This is a genomic window from Sphingomonas faeni (genome assembly GCF_024273235.1).
GTDB lineage: Bacteria > Pseudomonadota > Alphaproteobacteria > Sphingomonadales > Sphingomonadaceae > Sphingomonas > Sphingomonas faeni_A.
The window spans coordinates 19,921-35,715 of the sequence record NZ_JANBVH010000013.1; the positions used below are offsets into that span (position 1 = coordinate 19,921).

A 15,795-nucleotide genomic window follows, 5' to 3' on the forward strand; every position below is an offset into this window, starting at 1 on the left:
GCGGTGCAGGCGATCCACAATCTATAGTATATTCGTCACTGTCGACGTTCCAAAACGACCCATTTCGAGATCCCGCGGCCGGGTATCGCGTCACATATCGACATGCGCCCTTTGACAGGACGCCGTGCCGCGCCTATATCCGCCTCTCACCACAGCATCCGGGAAATGACATGCCGTCGCGCAGCGTGTCGATCGTATTGGATACCGAGGTTTCATACGCTGAGAGCCGCCGCACACGATGCGCGCGGCCTTTCTGCGTTAACGTGCGTCCCGCTTAGGGGTTCCTAAGCACGAATTTACGGCTGACCCGATCAGTTTTTATAGGGCGAAATAAAACCTATGGCATCCAAGGCGATCGAACACGGCACTGCAAAGCGCCGTATCCGCAAGGTTTTCGGCAACATCCACGAAGTCGTGCAGATGCCGAACCTGATCGAAGTGCAGCGCGAGAGCTACGAGCAGTTCCTGCGCTCCGACAAGTCGATCGGCCACGTCTCGGGTCTTGAGAAGACGCTGCGCAGCGTATTCCCGATCCAGGATTTCGCCGGCACCGCCTATCTCGATTTCGACGATTACGTCCTCGAGCCACCGAAGTTCGACGTCGAGGAATGCCGCCAGCGCGGGATCACCTACGCCGCGCCGATGCGCGTCACGCTGCGCCTGACCGCGTTCGAGGTCGATCCCGATACCGAGGCCAAGTCGGTCATCGATATCAAGGAGCAGGACGTGTACATGGGCGACATGCCGCTCATGACCGAGAACGGCACGTTCTTCATCAACGGCACCGAGCGCGTCATCGTTTCGCAGATGCACCGTTCGCCGGGCGTCCTGTTCGATCACGATCGCGGCAAGACGCACGCATCGGGCAAGTATCTGTTCGCGGCGCGCGTGATCCCGTATCGCGGTTCGTGGCTCGATTTCGAGTTCGACGCGAAGGACATCGTCAACGTCCGCATCGATCGCAAGCGCAAGCTGCCCGTCACGGCGCTGCTCTACGCGCTCGGCATGGCGTCGGAAGAGATCCTCAACTATTTCTACAACCGCGTGACGTTCGTCCGCGGCCAGGGTGGCTGGATCGTTCCGTTCCAGGTCGAGAACTGGCGTGGCCAGAAGCCGATGTTCGACATCGTCGATGCGAAGACCGGCGAAGTCGTGTTCCCGAACGGCCAGAAGATCAGCCCACGGGCTGCGAACAAGGCATTCAAGGACGGCCTCACCGACCTGCTGATCCCGACCGAGGAAATCTTCGGTCGCTATTCGGCATACGACCTGATCGACGAGTCGACCGGCCGCATCTACATCGAAGCCGGTGACGAAGTGACCGCTGAGAACCTCGAACTGCTCGACCAGGCAGGCATCGAGCGTCTCGACCTGCTCGACATCGATCACGTCGCGACGGGTCCGTGGATCCGCAACACGCTCAAGGTCGACAAGGCCGAAGAGCGCGAGCAGGCGCTGTCCGACATCTACCGCGTGATGCGCCCCGGCGAGCCGCCGACGCTGGAGACGGCCGAGGCGTTGTTCTCGGGTCTGTTCTTCGATCCCGACCGCTACGACCTGTCGGCCGTCGGTCGCGTGAAGCTCAACATGCGTCTCGACCTCGACGTCGAGGACACCGTGACGACGCTGCGTACCGAGGACATTCTCGAGGTCATCAAGACGCTCGTGAACCTGAAGGACGGCAAGGGCGAAATCGACGATATCGACAACCTCGGTAACCGTCGTGTCCGTTCGGTCGGCGAGTTGCTCGAGAACCAGTACCGCGTCGGCCTGCTCCGCATGGAGCGCGCCGTGAAGGAGCGCATGTCGTCGGTCGACGTCTCGACCGTCATGCCGAACGACCTGATCAACGCGAAGCCTGCGGTTGCCGCGGTCCGCGAATTCTTCGGCTCGTCGCAGCTGTCGCAGTTCATGGATCAGACCAACCCGCTGTCGGAAGTCACCCATAAGCGTCGCGTGTCGGCACTTGGACCAGGTGGACTTACCCGGGAACGTGCTGGCTTCGAAGTCCGCGACGTTCATCCGACGCATTACGGCCGCATCTGCCCGATCGAGACGCCGGAAGGCCCGAACATCGGTCTGATCAACTCGCTCGCCAGCTTCTCGCGGGTGAACAAGTACGGCTTCATCGAGACGCCATACCGCAAGGTCGTCGATCACAAGGTGACCGACGACGTCGTGTACCTGTCGGCGATGGAAGAAGCCAAGCACACGATCGCGCAGGCCAACGCCGAGCTCGATTCGTCGAACGGCTTCGTCGAGGAGCTGGTGTCGTCGCGTCAGGCTGGCGAATTCCTGATGGCGCTGCCCGACAACATCACGTTGATGGACGTCAGCCCCAAGCAGCTCGTCTCGGTCGCCGCATCGCTCATTCCGTTCCTGGAAAACGATGACGCCAACCGCGCGCTGATGGGCTCGAACATGCAGCGTCAGGCCGTGCCGCTCGTCCAGGCCGAGGCGCCGTTCGTCGGCACCGGCATGGAAGAGACGGTCGCGCGTGACTCTGGCGCGGCCATCTCGGCAAAGCGTGCGGGCATCGTCGACCAGGTCGACGCGGCGCGTATCGTGATCCGGGCGACCGGCGAGATCGATGCCGGCAAGTCGGGCGTCGACATCTACACGCTGATGAAGTTCCAGCGCTCGAACCAGTCGACCTGCATCAACCAGCGTCCGCTGGTGAAGGTGGGCGACGTGGTGGCGCAGGGCGACGTGCTTGCCGACGGTCCGTCGACCGAGTTCGGCGAGCTGGCGCTGGGTCGCAACAGCCTCGTCGCGTTCATGCCGTGGAACGGCTACAACTACGAGGATTCGATCCTGATCTCCGAGCGGATCGTGAAGGACGACGTGTTCACGTCGATCCATATCGACGAGTTCGAGGTGATGGCGCGCGACACGAAGCTCGGGCCTGAGGACATCACCCGCGATATCCCGAACGTCGGCGAGGAAGCGCTTCGCAATCTCGACGAGGCGGGCATCGTGTACATCGGTGCAGAGGTCGAGCCGGGCGATATCCTCGCCGGCAAGATCACCCCCAAGGGTGAATCGCCGATGACGCCGGAGGAGAAGCTTCTCCGCGCGATCTTCGGCGAGAAGGCCAGCGACGTGCGCGATACGTCGCTTCGCCTGCCGCCGGGCGTGTCGGGTACGGTCGTCGATGTTCGCGTCTTCAACCGTCACGGCATCGACAAGGACGAGCGCGCGATGGCGATCGAGCGCGAGGAGATCGAGCGCCTGAAGAAGGATTCGGACGACGAGCGCTCGATTCTGAACCGTGCGACCTGGTCGCGTCTTCGCGAGATGCTGCTCGACCAGACGGCCACCTCGGCGCCGAAGGGCGTCAAGAAGGGCGTCGTGATCGACATGGATCTGCTCGACAGCGTCGACCGCCACGAGTGGTGGAAGTTCGCGGTCGCCGACGACAAGGTCCAGGGCGATCTGGAAGCGGTCAAGATCCAGTATGACGACGCAGCCAAGCTGATCACGGACAAGTTCCACGATCGTCGCGAGAAGCTGGAGCGTGGTGACGAGCTGTCGCCGGGCGTGCTGAAGATGGTCAAGGTGTTCGTCGCGGTGAAGCGCAAGCTGCAGCCGGGCGACAAGATGGCCGGCCGTCACGGCAACAAGGGCGTCATCAGCCGCATCTTGCCGGCGGAGGACATGCCGTTCCTCGCCGACGGTACGCCGGTCGATATCGTCCTCAACCCGCTGGGCGTGCCGTCGCGCATGAACGTCGGTCAGATCTTCGAGACGCATCTGGGCTGGGCCGCACGTGGCCTGGGTCAGTCGATCACCGCGGCTCTCGAGACGTGGCGTGAAGAGAATCCGGACGCCAAGCCGGGTGCGATGCCGGAGGCGGTCCGCGATCGCCTCAAGACGGTGTACGGCGAGCAGTATCACGCCGAGATCGACGCCCGCACGGGTGACGAGATCGTCGAGCTTGCCAAGAACCTCAAGGGCGGCGTGCCGATGGCGACGCCGGTGTTCGACGGTGCGCGTGAAGCGGACGTGTCGGCCATGCTGGAACTGGCGGGTCTCGATCCGTCGGGCCAGTCGGACCTGTTCGACGGACGTACCGGCGACAAGTTCGATCGCAAGGTGACGGTCGGCTACATCTACATGCTGAAGCTCCACCATCTGGTCGACGACAAGATCCACGCACGGTCGATCGGGCCGTACTCGCTGGTCACGCAGCAGCCGCTGGGTGGTAAGGCGCAGTTCGGTGGGCAGCGCTTCGGCGAGATGGAGGTCTGGGCACTCCAGGCCTACGGCGCGGCGTACACCTTGCAGGAAATGCTGACGGTGAAGTCGGACGACGTTGTCGGCCGCACCAAGGTCTACGAGGCGATCGTCAAGGGCGACGACACGTTCGAGGCCGGCATCCCGGAGAGCTTCAACGTGCTCGTCAAGGAAATGCGCTCGCTCGGCCTGAATGTGGATCTGAAGCAGTCGGAGCCCGGCTTCGACAGCGACGGCATCCAGATCGCGGCGGAGTAGTTCCTTTGCCCTCCCCTCCCGCTCGCGGGAGGGGACCGAGGGGTGGGCTCCCGGCCGGCAGCGAAGCGCGACGTCGATGCCGGGCGCCCACCCCCTCCCAGCCTGAAGAGGCTGGGCCCCTCCCCCTCCCGCAAGCGGTAGGGGGGAAGATTTTTCCTAAGGACAGCTCATGAACGAGATGACCCCCTTCGCCAATCCGGTCGCCAAGACCGAGACGTTCGACCAGATCCAGATCGGCATCGCGTCCCCGGACAAGATCCGCTCGTGGTCGTTCGGCGAGATCAAGAAGCCCGAGACCATCAACTACCGCACGTTCAAGCCCGAGCGTGACGGCCTGTTCTGCGCGCGCATCTTCGGTCCGATCAAGGACTACGAGTGCCTGTGCGGCAAGTACAAGCGCATGAAGTACAAGGGCATCGTCTGCGAGAAGTGCGGCGTCGAGGTCACCGTCTCGAAGGTTCGCCGCGAGCGGATGGGCCATATCGAGCTGGCCGCCCCGGTCGCGCACATCTGGTTCCTGAAGTCGCTGCCGTCGCGTATCGGCCTGCTGCTCGACATGCAGCTCAAGCAGCTCGAGCGCGTGCTGTACTTCGAGGCGTACATCGTCATCGAACCGGGCCTGACCCCGCTCGAAAAGTACCAGCTGATGACCGAGGACGAGCTCCTCGACGCGCAGGACCAGTATGGCGAGGACGCGTTCTCGGCCGGTATCGGTGCCGAAGCGGTCCGCATCATGCTCGAATCGCTCGATCTCGTCGGTGAGCGCACCGCGCTGCTCGAAGAGCTCGCGGTCACCAAGTCCGAGCTGAAGCCCAAGAAGATCATCAAGCGCCTGAAGGTCGTCGAGAGCTTCATCGATTCGGGCAACCGCCCCGAGTGGATGATCCTCGAGGTCGTTCCGGTCATCCCGCCCGAGCTGCGCCCGCTGGTGCCGCTGGACGGTGGTCGTTTCGCGACGTCGGATCTGAACGATCTGTATCGCCGCGTGATCAACCGCAACAACCGTCTGAAGCGCCTGATGGAGCTTCGCGCGCCGGACATCATCGTCCGCAACGAGAAGCGCATGCTCCAGGAGGCCGTCGACGCATTGTTCGACAATGGTCGCCGCGGTCGCACGATCACGGGTGCCAACAAGCGTCCGCTGAAGTCGCTGTCCGACATGCTCAAGGGCAAGCAGGGCCGCTTCCGCCAGAACCTTCTCGGCAAGCGCGTCGACTATTCGGGTCGTTCGGTCATCGTGACCGGGCCTGAGCTGAAGCTGCACCAGTGCGGCCTGCCGAAGAAGATGGCGCTCGAGCTGTTCAAGCCGTTCATCTACGCGCGTCTCGATGCCAAGGGCCTGTCGATGACCCTGAAGCAGGCGAAGAAGTGGGTCGAGAAGGAGCGTAAGGAAGTCTGGGATATCCTGGACGAGGTGATCCGCGAGCATCCGGTCATGCTGAACCGTGCGCCGACGCTTCACCGTCTCGGCATCCAGGCGTTCGAGCCGGTGCTGATCGAGGGCAAGGCGATCCAGCTTCACCCGCTGGTCTGCTCCGCGTTCAACGCCGATTTCGACGGCGATCAGATGGCCGTCCACGTCCCGCTGTCGCTTGAAGCGCAGCTCGAAGCACGCGTCCTGATGATGTCGACGAACAACATCCTGTCGCCGGCCAACGGCAAGCCGATCATCGTTCCGTCGCAGGACATGGTCCTCGGTCTCTATTATCTGTCGATGATGAAGGAGAACGAGCCGGGTCAGGGGATGCTGATCTCCGACATGGCGGAAGTGCATCAGGCACTGAACGCACAGTCGGTGACGCTGCATACCAAGATCATCAGCCGCGTTCCGCAGACCGATGAAAAGGGCAAGCAGTACCTCAAGCGGTACGAGACCACGCCGGGCCGCATGCTGCTCGGCGAGTGCCTGCCGCACAGCCACAAGGTGCCGTTCGACACCGTCAACCGCCTCCTCACCAAGAAGGACGTGGGCGACGTGATCGACGAGGTCTATCGCCACACCGGCCAGAAAGAGACCGTGCTGTTCGCCGATGCGATCATGACGCTCGGTTTCCGCCACGCGTTCCGCGCCGGCATCTCGTTCGGCAAGGACGACATGATCATTCCGGACGCCAAGGTTGGTCTGGTCGACGACACCAAGGCACTCGTGAAGGACTTCGAGCAGCAGTATCAGGACGGCCTGATCACGCAGCAGGAGAAGTACAACAAGGTGATCGACGCCTGGAGCCGTTGCGGCGACCAGGTCGCGAATGCCATGATGGACGAGATCCGCTCGGTGAAGATCGACGAGGAAACCGGCCGTGAAAAGCCGATCAACTCGATCTACATGATGGCCCATTCGGGTGCGCGTGGTTCGCAGGCGCAGATCAAGCAGCTTGCCGGCATGCGCGGCCTGATGGCCAAGCCGTCGGGCGAGATCATCGAAACGCCGATCATCTCGAACTTCAAGGAGGGCCTGACCGTCCTTGAGTACTTCAACTCGACCCACGGCGCTCGCAAGGGCCTCGCGGATACGGCGTTGAAGACCGCGAACTCGGGCTATCTGACGCGTCGTCTGGTCGATGTGTCGCAGGATTGCGTCATCATCGAGCCGGATTGCGGTACGACCCGCGCGCTGGAGATGAAGGCCATTCTTCAGGGTGGTTCGACCATCGCAAGCCTCGGCGAGCGCATCCTCGGTCGTACGACCGCGGAGGACATCGTCGATCCGAAGACCGGCAAGGTCATCATCCCGTCGGGCACCCTGCTCGACGAGCCGATGATCACGACGATCGAAGGCCTCGGCACGCAGTCGTGCAAGATCCGCAGCCCGCTGGTCTGCGAGTCGAAGATCGGCGTCTGCGGCAAGTGCTACGGGCGCGATCTCGCCCGCGGTACGCCGGTCAACATCGGTGAAGCTGTCGGCGTCATCGCCGCGCAGTCGATCGGTGAGCCGGGCACGCAGCTGACGATGCGTACGTTCCACATCGGTGGTGCGGCGCAGCTCAACGAAACATCGAACCTCGAGGCGCATGCTGACGGTACGGTGCAGTTCCGCGATCTGCGTATCATCGTCGACCAGCGTGGCCGTCGCGTGGTGCTCAGCCGCTCGGGTGAAATCGCGATCGTCGACATGGACGGCCGCGAGCTCTCGGTCGATCGCATCCCCTACGGTGCGTACGTGCTGTTCGACGATGGCCACATCGTGTCGAAGGGCGACCGGATGGCCGAGTGGGATCCGTTCACCATGCCGGTGATCACGGAGAACCCGGGCACGATCAAATATGTCGACCTGATCGAGGGCAAGACGCTCACCGAGCAGACCGACGAAGCCACGGGCATCGCTCAGCGCGTCGTGATCGAATATCGCGCGGCGACCAAGTCGAAGGAGGATCTGCGTCCGCGCCTGACCCTGCTCGACGAGACGTCGGGCGAGAGCGGTCGCTACATGCTGGCGATCGGCGCGACCCTGTCGGTCGAGGACGGCGCACAGGTCCAGGGCGGCGACGTCGTGGCCCGCGTCAGCCGCGAGAGCGCCAAGACGCGCGACATCACCGGTGGTCTGCCGCGTGTTGCCGAGCTGTTCGAGGCACGTATCCCCAAGGACTCGGCGATCATCGCCAAAATCTCGGGCCGCGTCGTGTTCGGCAAGGACTATAAGGCGAAGCGCAAGATCGGCATCCAGCCCGAGGATGGCGGCGACGTCGTCGAGTATCTGGTGCCGAAGTCGAAGGTCATCGACGTGCAGGAAGGCGATTACGTCAAGCGCGGCGATAACCTGATCGGCGGCTCGCCCGATCCGCACGATATCCTCGAGACGATGGGTATCGAACCCCTTGCCGAGTATCTCGTGTCGGAAATCCAGGAGGTCTATCGTCTCCAGGGCGTGAAGATCAACGACAAGCACATCGAGACGATCGTTCGTCAGATGCTGCAGAAGGTCGAGATCACCGACGGCGGCGACACCACGCTGCTGAAGGGCGAGCAGGTCGATCGCGAGGAAATGGACGCGACCAACGAGAAGCTCGAGAAGAAGCAGACCCGTGCACAGGGCAAGCCGATCCTGCTCGGCATCACCAAGGCGTCGCTGCAGACCCGCAGCTTCATCTCGGCGGCATCGTTCCAGGAGACCACCCGCGTCCTCACCGAGGCGGCGGTCCAGGGCAAGCAGGACATGCTGATGGGCCTGAAGGAGAACGTGATCGTCGGCCGGCTCATCCCGGCAGGCACCGGTGCAGGCCTCAACCGCCTGCGGGTCGTGGCCAACAGCCGCGACGCCTCGATGCGCGTCGCCCAGCGCAAGATGGCGGAGGTGTCGATCGTGGCACCGATGTCGGCTGCCGACGAGCATGCCGCCGAACTGGCACGCAGCCCGCGTGACGCAGGCGGCGTCGGTGAGGATCCGCTCGCAGCGGTCGTCACCTCGGGCACCGGCACCGACGCGGATGCCGGCGAGTATCTGAACGAAGCCGAGTAATCGGTTTCGTCGGACGCCTAGGCGCTGACTAAGGAAAAGGCCGCCGTCCGGGACACCGGGCGGCGGCCTTTTTCGTTCGCGCGCGAACGGCCCCCTTCCCTCTCCCAGCGGGAGAGGGAGAGACGCCGAAGGCGACGAAGGGTGAGGGCACGCGTATGGGCGCCAGCCGTCCGATTTCCACGATGCGGCGACCCAGCCCCGACCTCCGGCGAATGAACTCTTGGTCATCAGGCCGCTGACATGTTGCGGGGCGGGCGCGGTACGGCTAGGCGAACGGCCGATGCGGTCGGCGTACCATCCTTCGTCGAGCGAGACGCGCGTTTCCACGCGACGTCGCAGTGCCGCGTTCGTGCTGACGGTGATCGCGCACATCCTGATCATCCTGCTGCTGTTGCGGCTGGCCCCGTCGGCGGTCGTCAAGCCGGAGGAACGGCGCGATCCAGTGACGTTCCAGATGGCGCCCGATCAGAGCACGCCTACCCCGGCGAAGCGCACGCCGTCGCCGACCAAGCAGAAGCGGGCCAGCGGCGGCTCACCACCACGGGCGGCACCGCGCGCCGAGTCCGCGCAGGCGCCCCCTGCCCCGCCGAAATCTCCGCCCCCACTGCCGATCAAGATGCTGGGCGGGATGGAGATGTTCGATGCGGCGGATATCTCGAAGATGCCCGCGCATCCCGAAGACCAGCTTGCGGGCGGGGATGGGGGGAGCGGGACGGGGAAGGGTCAGGACAGTGGTTCGGCCTATGGTCCTGGCGAAGGGCCGGGCGGGCAGCGGCTGTACAACGCCGAATGGTACCGCGAGCCCACCCATGCCGAGCTAGCCGAGTTCCTGCCCAACGGTGCGCCGCCGGGCGGCTGGGCGCTGATCGCGTGCAAGACGATCGCGAACTACCAGGTCGAGAATTGCCGGTCGCTCGGCGAATCCCCGGTTGGATCGGGGCTCTCCCGCGCGATGCGGCAGAGCGCCTGGCAGTTTCGCATCCGCCCGCCCCGCATCAACGGCAAGCCGATGATCGGCGCCTGGGTCAAGATCCGGATCGACTTCACGCAGGGGGGCGACAAGAAATAGTCGTGTGCCACGGGCCATTCCGCAGAAATATCGCCGACGCTCTGGAAATCCGGACCGACCACGGGCATTTTTAGATCATGACGACCGATCCCAGCGACAAACCGCCCTCGCTTGCCCGTGCAACGCGGACGAGCGTGATGCTGAGCGCGGATGTGTTTCGCGTCGACCAGGACGGCGCCAGCCAGCACCGCGTCACCAACATCTCGGAAACCGGCCTCTGCATCGCGCAGGCCGGGGACCTCGTGGCGGGCACCGTCGTCGTCGTCGCGATCGGGTCGGTCGCACCCGCCGCCGCCAACGTGGTGTGGGTCCGGAGCGGGCTGGCGGGGCTGGCGTTCCAGAAACCCATCGACGTCTCCGAAGCGCGGCGCCGGCGGGCATCCGGCAGCACCTTGCGCGCGCCCGCCGCCGGCTGGCTCACCGAACTCAACAACCCCTATAAGAGCTGACCTACAGCGTCCGCGGCACCGTCACGAACCGCCCACCTTCGACGCGGATCTCGTTGAACGCGGGTGGACTGCCGCGGGTGCGCTTCGACAAGGTGCCCGCGCCGATCATCCGGATCGTCCGACCTTCGCGTTCTATGGGAATGTCGAACGGATCGTGGACATGCCCCGACAACACCGCATGCGCACCAGCCTCCGCCAGCGCAGACAGCGCCGCGTCGCCGTGACGCGTCTTCGCGGTCCCGGTCGTGCCGCCTTCGATCAGCGGATGATGCGCGCCGATGAAGATCAGGTTGCCCTTCGGCACGTCCGCGACCATCGCCAGCGCGCGCTTGAGCGAGCCGGGGCTCACGCGCCCCTTCGACCAGTTCCACCGCCATTGCGCCCGCGCGGTCGTCTTCAGCGGCACCACCGTGACACCGGGCAACTCCAGCGGCCGCTCGATCATCTGCTCCACCGCGGCATAGCGTTGATAGGGCGAGAACAACCGCCGGAACGGGTCCCAGTAATAGGGGATGTCGTGGTTGCCGACTTCCAGCGTCACCGGCACGCCGAGCGACCGCAGCCAGTCGCCACCCTGTTGGAACTCGTCCTTGGTCGCACGCATCGTCAAATCGCCGGTCATGATAACCGCGTCCGGCTTTTCCTGCGCGACGCAATCGGAGAACCAGGCGATCGCCGCCGGATCCTCCGCGCCGAAATGGACGTCGCTGACGTGGAACAGCTTCAGTGTAGGGCCCCCCATCGTCATGTCAGGCGAGTTCGGCCAGCTTCGCCGGCTCGTGCATCGGGCAGCCGTTGAAATTACCGCGGAAGCTTGCCGACTGCTTGTAGGTGTCCTTGCGCACGCGGTTCACCCCGCCGAGCGGCTGGTGCGCGGTGATACCGTGCCAGATGCTGTACGACAGCGCGTCGTCGGTTTGGTCGGTGACGCCCTGCTCCCACGAAAGCTGCGCAGGCACGTCCAGCGTGGCGACGGTCACGAACGGGCTCTCCGCCTCGTCCCAGACCACCGATGCGTCCTCGATCGGCATCTTTTCGAGATCGGTGTTGAGCTGCACGCGGAACTCCCATTTGCCGCCATGCTCGACCAGTTCCTCGCGGACGACTTCGCGCAAGGCGTCCGGGCGTGCGGTGATGTCGACCAGATCGCCGGTCAGCCGGGTCAGCTCGGGCGAGACCGGGAACAGCGCGACCTTCGCGATATAGTCGCCGAAGCGGAACGGCGTCTGCGAATAATAGGTCTCGCCGAGCGGATGGACGGGCTTGGCGCCACCGAGCGTGGTCAGCGTCGCCGACTTGCCGCCAACCGCCTCGAGCGCGGACTCGACGACGCGGAAGGTGGCCGACATCGCCTTCTTCACGCCCTCGAACCGATCGGTCGTCTTCGCCAGCAGCTTCAGGTTCTTGGCGAAAGACTTGGGGTCCGCCGCGGAAAAGGCCGGACCGTTGACCATGATGAAGTCCTGCGTCGTGTCGCCTTCCGATCCCGGCAGGCGTGCGCCCTCGACGTCGAGGATCTTCAGCGCCAGGCCGCGCGGCAGGCTGATGCTGTCGTCGAGGATATCGCCGGCGTTGGTCGAGATGCGGATGATCGCCTCATGCTGGCCCGGCGTCGCGAAAATGCCCTGTGCGAGTTCGGGCGGAAGGCCATCGGCGACCGTAAACGTGCCGCGCGCGATGCCGTGCGCCTTGGCGTGGACCGACCGGACCGCATGGCCGTAATCTTGCGATGTGGTTTCCAGGATCTCCTGGAACGAGTCCTTCATGCTCTGCAACGTATCCTGCTCGTCGGGCGCGATCGTTTCGACGGACGGATCGAACCGCACGGGGTTGGTGCTGGGCATTGGGGTATCTCCGGTAAGTGCCTAGCGGTAACCCGTTGTGTGGACAGACGTTCCGGTTTCGTTGCCGCGGCCGGCCGTTGCAAACGATGCGCCCGCAGTCGATGAGAGCGCGCGAAGGAGCCATCATGCATATTCCCACGATCACCGCCCCGACCGTCGCCATCGCCGGTTCGACCGATCGCTTCCCGGTCCGCCGGATCTTCTGCGTCGGCCAGAACTATGCCGATCACGCGCGCGAGATGGGCTCCGATCCCGATCGACAGGAGCCGTTCTTCTTCACCAAGCCCGCCGACGCGGTGGTGGAGAACGGCAGCGCCCTGCCCTTCCCGCCCCAAACCGAAGACCTGCATCACGAGGTCGAACTGGTCGTCGCGCTTGGCGCGGGCGGCAAGGACGTCGCGGTCGCGGATGCGGCGGCGATGATCTTCGGCGCAGGCGTCGGCATCGACCTGACGCGACGCGACCTCCAGGCGGCGGCAAAGAAGATCGGGCGGCCGTGGGACATGGCAAAGGGTTTCGATCGCTCCGCCCCCGTTGCCGCGCTGACGCCGGGCGTGCCCGCCACATCGGGCAGCATCGCGCTCGCCATCGACGGCGAAACGCGCCAGTCGGGCGACCTGTCGATGATGATCTGGAGCGTACCCGAGATCATCGCGACGCTGTCGACCTTCGTCGAGCTGGCGCCCGGCGACCTGATCTTCACCGGTACGCCCGCCGGCGTCGGGCCGATCCGTCGGGGACAAGCCGTGCGCGCGACGATCGACGGGTGCGAACCGCTCGAGGTGACATTCACCGCCTGATCCGCCATCGTCCCCTGCAATAGGTGGGTAAACGGGGGCGGCATGGCTGACACGCGGGAATACGGCGAACGAGATTCGGGCGCGGACGGCTTTCTCAGCCGGGCGCGCACGGTGGCCGCGCCCGGCTTCAACCGCTGGCTCGTGCCCCCCTGCGCGCTCGCGATCCACCTGTGCATCGGCATGGCGTACGGGTTCAGCGTGTTCTGGCTGCCGCTTTCGCGTGCGATCGGGATTTCGGACCCGGTCGTCTGCCCCAACCTCTCGCTGATCGGCGCGCTGACCACGACGACCTGCGACTGGCGCGTGAGCGATCTCGTCTGGACGTACACGCTGTTCTTCGTCGTGCTAGGCGCCGCCGCCGCGATCTGGGGCGGGTGGCTCGAACGCGCGGGCCCGCGGAAAGCCGGCATCGTCGCGGCGTTCTGCTGGTGCGGCGGCATGGGGATCGCCGCGATCGGCGTGTCGATGCACCAGCTCTGGCTGATCTGGCTCGGGTCTGGCGTGATCGGCGGGATCGGGCTGGGGCTCGGCTATATCTCGCCGGTGTCGACGCTGATCAAATGGTTTCCCGATCGGCGCGGGATGGCGACCGGCATGGCGATCATGGGCTTTGGTGGCGGCGCAATGATCGGCGGACCGCTCGCCGATCTGCTGATGAAGCATTTCGCGAGCCCCGCGGGTTCAGGGGCTGGCGTCGGCGTGTGGCAGACGTTCCTGGTCCTCGCGAGCGTCTATTTCGTATTCATGATGGCCGGCGCGATCGGCTATCGCGTGCCCGCCGAGGGCTGGGCGCCTGCGGGCTGGACCGCGCCGACTTCGGCCAAGGCCTCGATCAGCCGCTTCAACGTCGCGCTGTCGAACGCGCATCGCACGCCGCAATTCTGGCTGGTGTGGCTGGTGCTGTTCTTCAACGTCTCCGCCTCGATCGGGATCATCGGCATCGCCTCGCCGATGTTGCAGGAGCTGTTCGGCGGTCGCCTGATCGATGCGCCGGGCGTGCTGTTCACGGCGTTCGACGACGACCAGAAAAAGGCGGCGGCGGCGGTCGGCGCAGGGTTCGTCGGTGCGATCAGCCTGTTCAACATCGGCGGACGGTTCTTCTGGGCGTGGCTGTCCGACCGGATCGGGCGCAAGCCGATGTTCGCGACAATACTCGTCGCCGGCGCACTGCTTTATGGCCTGGCGGCACCGGCGCTGGCGGGGACGACGCTCGGCCTGTTCATCCTCGTCTTCTGCATCCTCGCCTCGATGTACGGCGGCGGGTTCGCGACCGCGCCGGCGTATCTCGCCGATCTGTTCGGGACGAAATATGTCGGTGCGATCCATGGCCGGCTGTTGACCGCGTGGTCGACCGCAGGTGTGGTCGGGCCGCTGCTCGTCGCGAACATGCGCGACCGCGCGATCGCGGCGGGCGTGCCGCGGGGCGATATCTATCCGCCGATCTTCTGGGTGCTGGCGGCGATGCTGGTCGCCGGGTTCGTCGCGAACCTGTTCGTCCGGCCGGTCGCGGCGAAGTTCCACATGGCGGCGGACGAAAGGCCGGTGGCGGTCGAGACGGTGGCCGGCGGCGGGACGGTCGCGGCGGAAGGCGGCACCTCGCCGGTGATCGTCTTTGCGTGGCTGGCGGTCGGGCTGCCGATCCTCTGGGGGATCTACATGACGCTGTCGAAGGCGTTGATCCTGCTCAAGTAAAGCGCAACCCGATCGGTCGGCCATCGGTTGCCTCTGCTTACCCCAGACAGGAGCACCCCATGGCCGACCGGCTCACGATGCAGGATCCGCGCACGCAATATCCGCAGCCCCCCTTCCCGCAACAGCCGCAGGAAGCGCCGGGTATCGCGTCGAAGATGGACCCGAAGCCCGATCACGGCGAGACCAGCTACACCGGCTCGGGCAAGCTGGGCGGGCGGAAGGCGCTCATCACCGGCGGCGACAGCGGCATCGGTCGCGCCGCCGCGATCGCCTATGCCCGCGAAGGTGCCCACGTCGCGATCGTCTATCTTCCTGCCGAAGAGGCCGATGCGCAGGAGGTCGTCGCGCTGATCGAGGCCGAGGGGCGCAAGGCGCTCGCGCTACCCGGCGACGTGAAGGACGAGTCGTTCTGCCGTGCGGCCGTGCAGCAGACGGTCGATGCGTTCGGCGGTCTCGACGTGCTGGTGGTCAACGCCGGGCGCCAGCAGACGCGACCGACCGTCGCCGATATCTCGACCGACGATTTCGACCAGACGATGAAGACCAATGTCTATGCGCTGCACTGGTTCGTGCAGGCTGCCGTCCCGCATCTGCCCGCGGGCGCGGCGGTGATCACGACCGCGTCGGTGCAGGGCTATGATCCGTCGGACAATCTGCTCGACTATGCGACTACCAAGGCGGCGATCGTCGCGTACACCAAGGGTCTCGCCAAGCAGCTGATCGAGAAGGGGATCCGCGCCAACGTCGTCGCGCCGGGACCGTTCTGGACGGTGTTGCAGCCGAGCGGTGGCCAGCCGCAGGAGATGGTCGAGACGTTCGGGGCGAAGAGCCATTTCGGGCGGCCGGGCCAGCCGGTGGAGATCGCGCCGGTGTACGTGCTGCTCGCGTCGCAGGAGGGGAGCTATATTACGGGTGAGGTCTACGGCGTGACGGGCGGCGCAGGAGTCGCTTAGCCTTTAATCCTCCCCCGCCAGGGGGAGGTGGCTGGCTC

9 protein-coding genes are annotated in these 15,795 nt (G+C 65.0%); 7 read left to right on the forward strand and 2 right to left on the reverse strand.

The window, feature by feature from the left end:
* The first annotated feature begins 339 nt into the window (after positions 1-339).
* The 4 genes from rpoB (at position 340) to NLI89_RS08965 (ending at position 10,468) form a co-directional block, all read left to right on the forward strand.
* Positions 340-4,494, forward strand: a complete 4,155-nt coding sequence (rpoB, locus tag NLI89_RS08950; RefSeq protein ID WP_254686729.1) for a DNA-directed RNA polymerase subunit beta — start codon at positions 340-342, stop codon at positions 4,492-4,494.
* A 169-nt stretch (positions 4,495-4,663) separates the two neighbouring features.
* Positions 4,664-8,950: a DNA-directed RNA polymerase subunit beta' gene (rpoC, locus tag NLI89_RS08955; RefSeq protein WP_254686730.1), complete on the forward strand. Its 4,287-nt coding sequence runs from the start codon at positions 4,664-4,666 to the stop codon at positions 8,948-8,950.
* A 280-nt stretch (positions 8,951-9,230) separates the two neighbouring features.
* Positions 9,231-10,019 (forward strand): hypothetical protein, encoded by a 789-nt coding sequence (locus tag NLI89_RS08960; RefSeq protein WP_254686731.1) that lies wholly within the window; start codon positions 9,231-9,233, stop codon positions 10,017-10,019.
* Positions 10,020-10,096: 77 nt separating this feature from the next.
* A complete protein-coding gene (locus NLI89_RS08965; protein ID WP_254686732.1) occupies positions 10,097-10,468 on the forward strand; it encodes a PilZ domain-containing protein in 372 nt (123 codons plus the stop codon).
* 1 nt (position 10,469) lies between these two features.
* Here the strand turns inward: NLI89_RS08965 and NLI89_RS08970 are convergent, their stop codons facing one another.
* Both NLI89_RS08970 and NLI89_RS08975 read right to left on the reverse strand, forming a co-directional pair.
* A complete protein-coding gene (locus NLI89_RS08970; RefSeq protein WP_254686733.1) occupies positions 10,470-11,216 on the reverse strand; it encodes a metallophosphoesterase family protein in 747 nt (248 codons plus the stop codon).
* Between the two features lies 1 nt (position 11,217).
* Positions 11,218-12,312 (reverse strand): catalase family protein, encoded by a 1,095-nt coding sequence (locus tag NLI89_RS08975; RefSeq protein WP_254686734.1) that lies wholly within the window; start codon positions 12,310-12,312, stop codon positions 11,218-11,220.
* A gap of 125 nt (positions 12,313-12,437) precedes the next feature.
* Here NLI89_RS08975 and NLI89_RS08980 point away from each other — a divergent pair, with 125 nt between their 5' ends.
* From NLI89_RS08980 to NLI89_RS08990, 3 genes are read left to right on the forward strand one after another with little or no spacing between them, the layout of a single operon-like run.
* The gene (locus NLI89_RS08980; RefSeq protein ID WP_254686735.1) at positions 12,438-13,112 is read left to right on the forward strand and encodes a fumarylacetoacetate hydrolase family protein; all 675 of its coding nucleotides are present in this window, start codon (positions 12,438-12,440) and stop codon (positions 13,110-13,112) included.
* Positions 13,113-13,154: 42 nt separating this feature from the next.
* A complete protein-coding gene (locus NLI89_RS08985) occupies positions 13,155-14,804 on the forward strand; it encodes an OFA family MFS transporter (protein WP_254686736.1) in 1,650 nt (549 codons plus the stop codon).
* A gap of 59 nt (positions 14,805-14,863) precedes the next feature.
* Positions 14,864-15,757 carry an SDR family oxidoreductase gene (locus NLI89_RS08990; RefSeq protein WP_254686737.1) on the forward strand — a complete coding sequence of 298 codons (894 nt, stop codon included), beginning with the start codon at positions 14,864-14,866 and terminating at the stop codon, positions 15,755-15,757.
* Positions 15,758-15,795 lie beyond the last annotated feature (38 nt).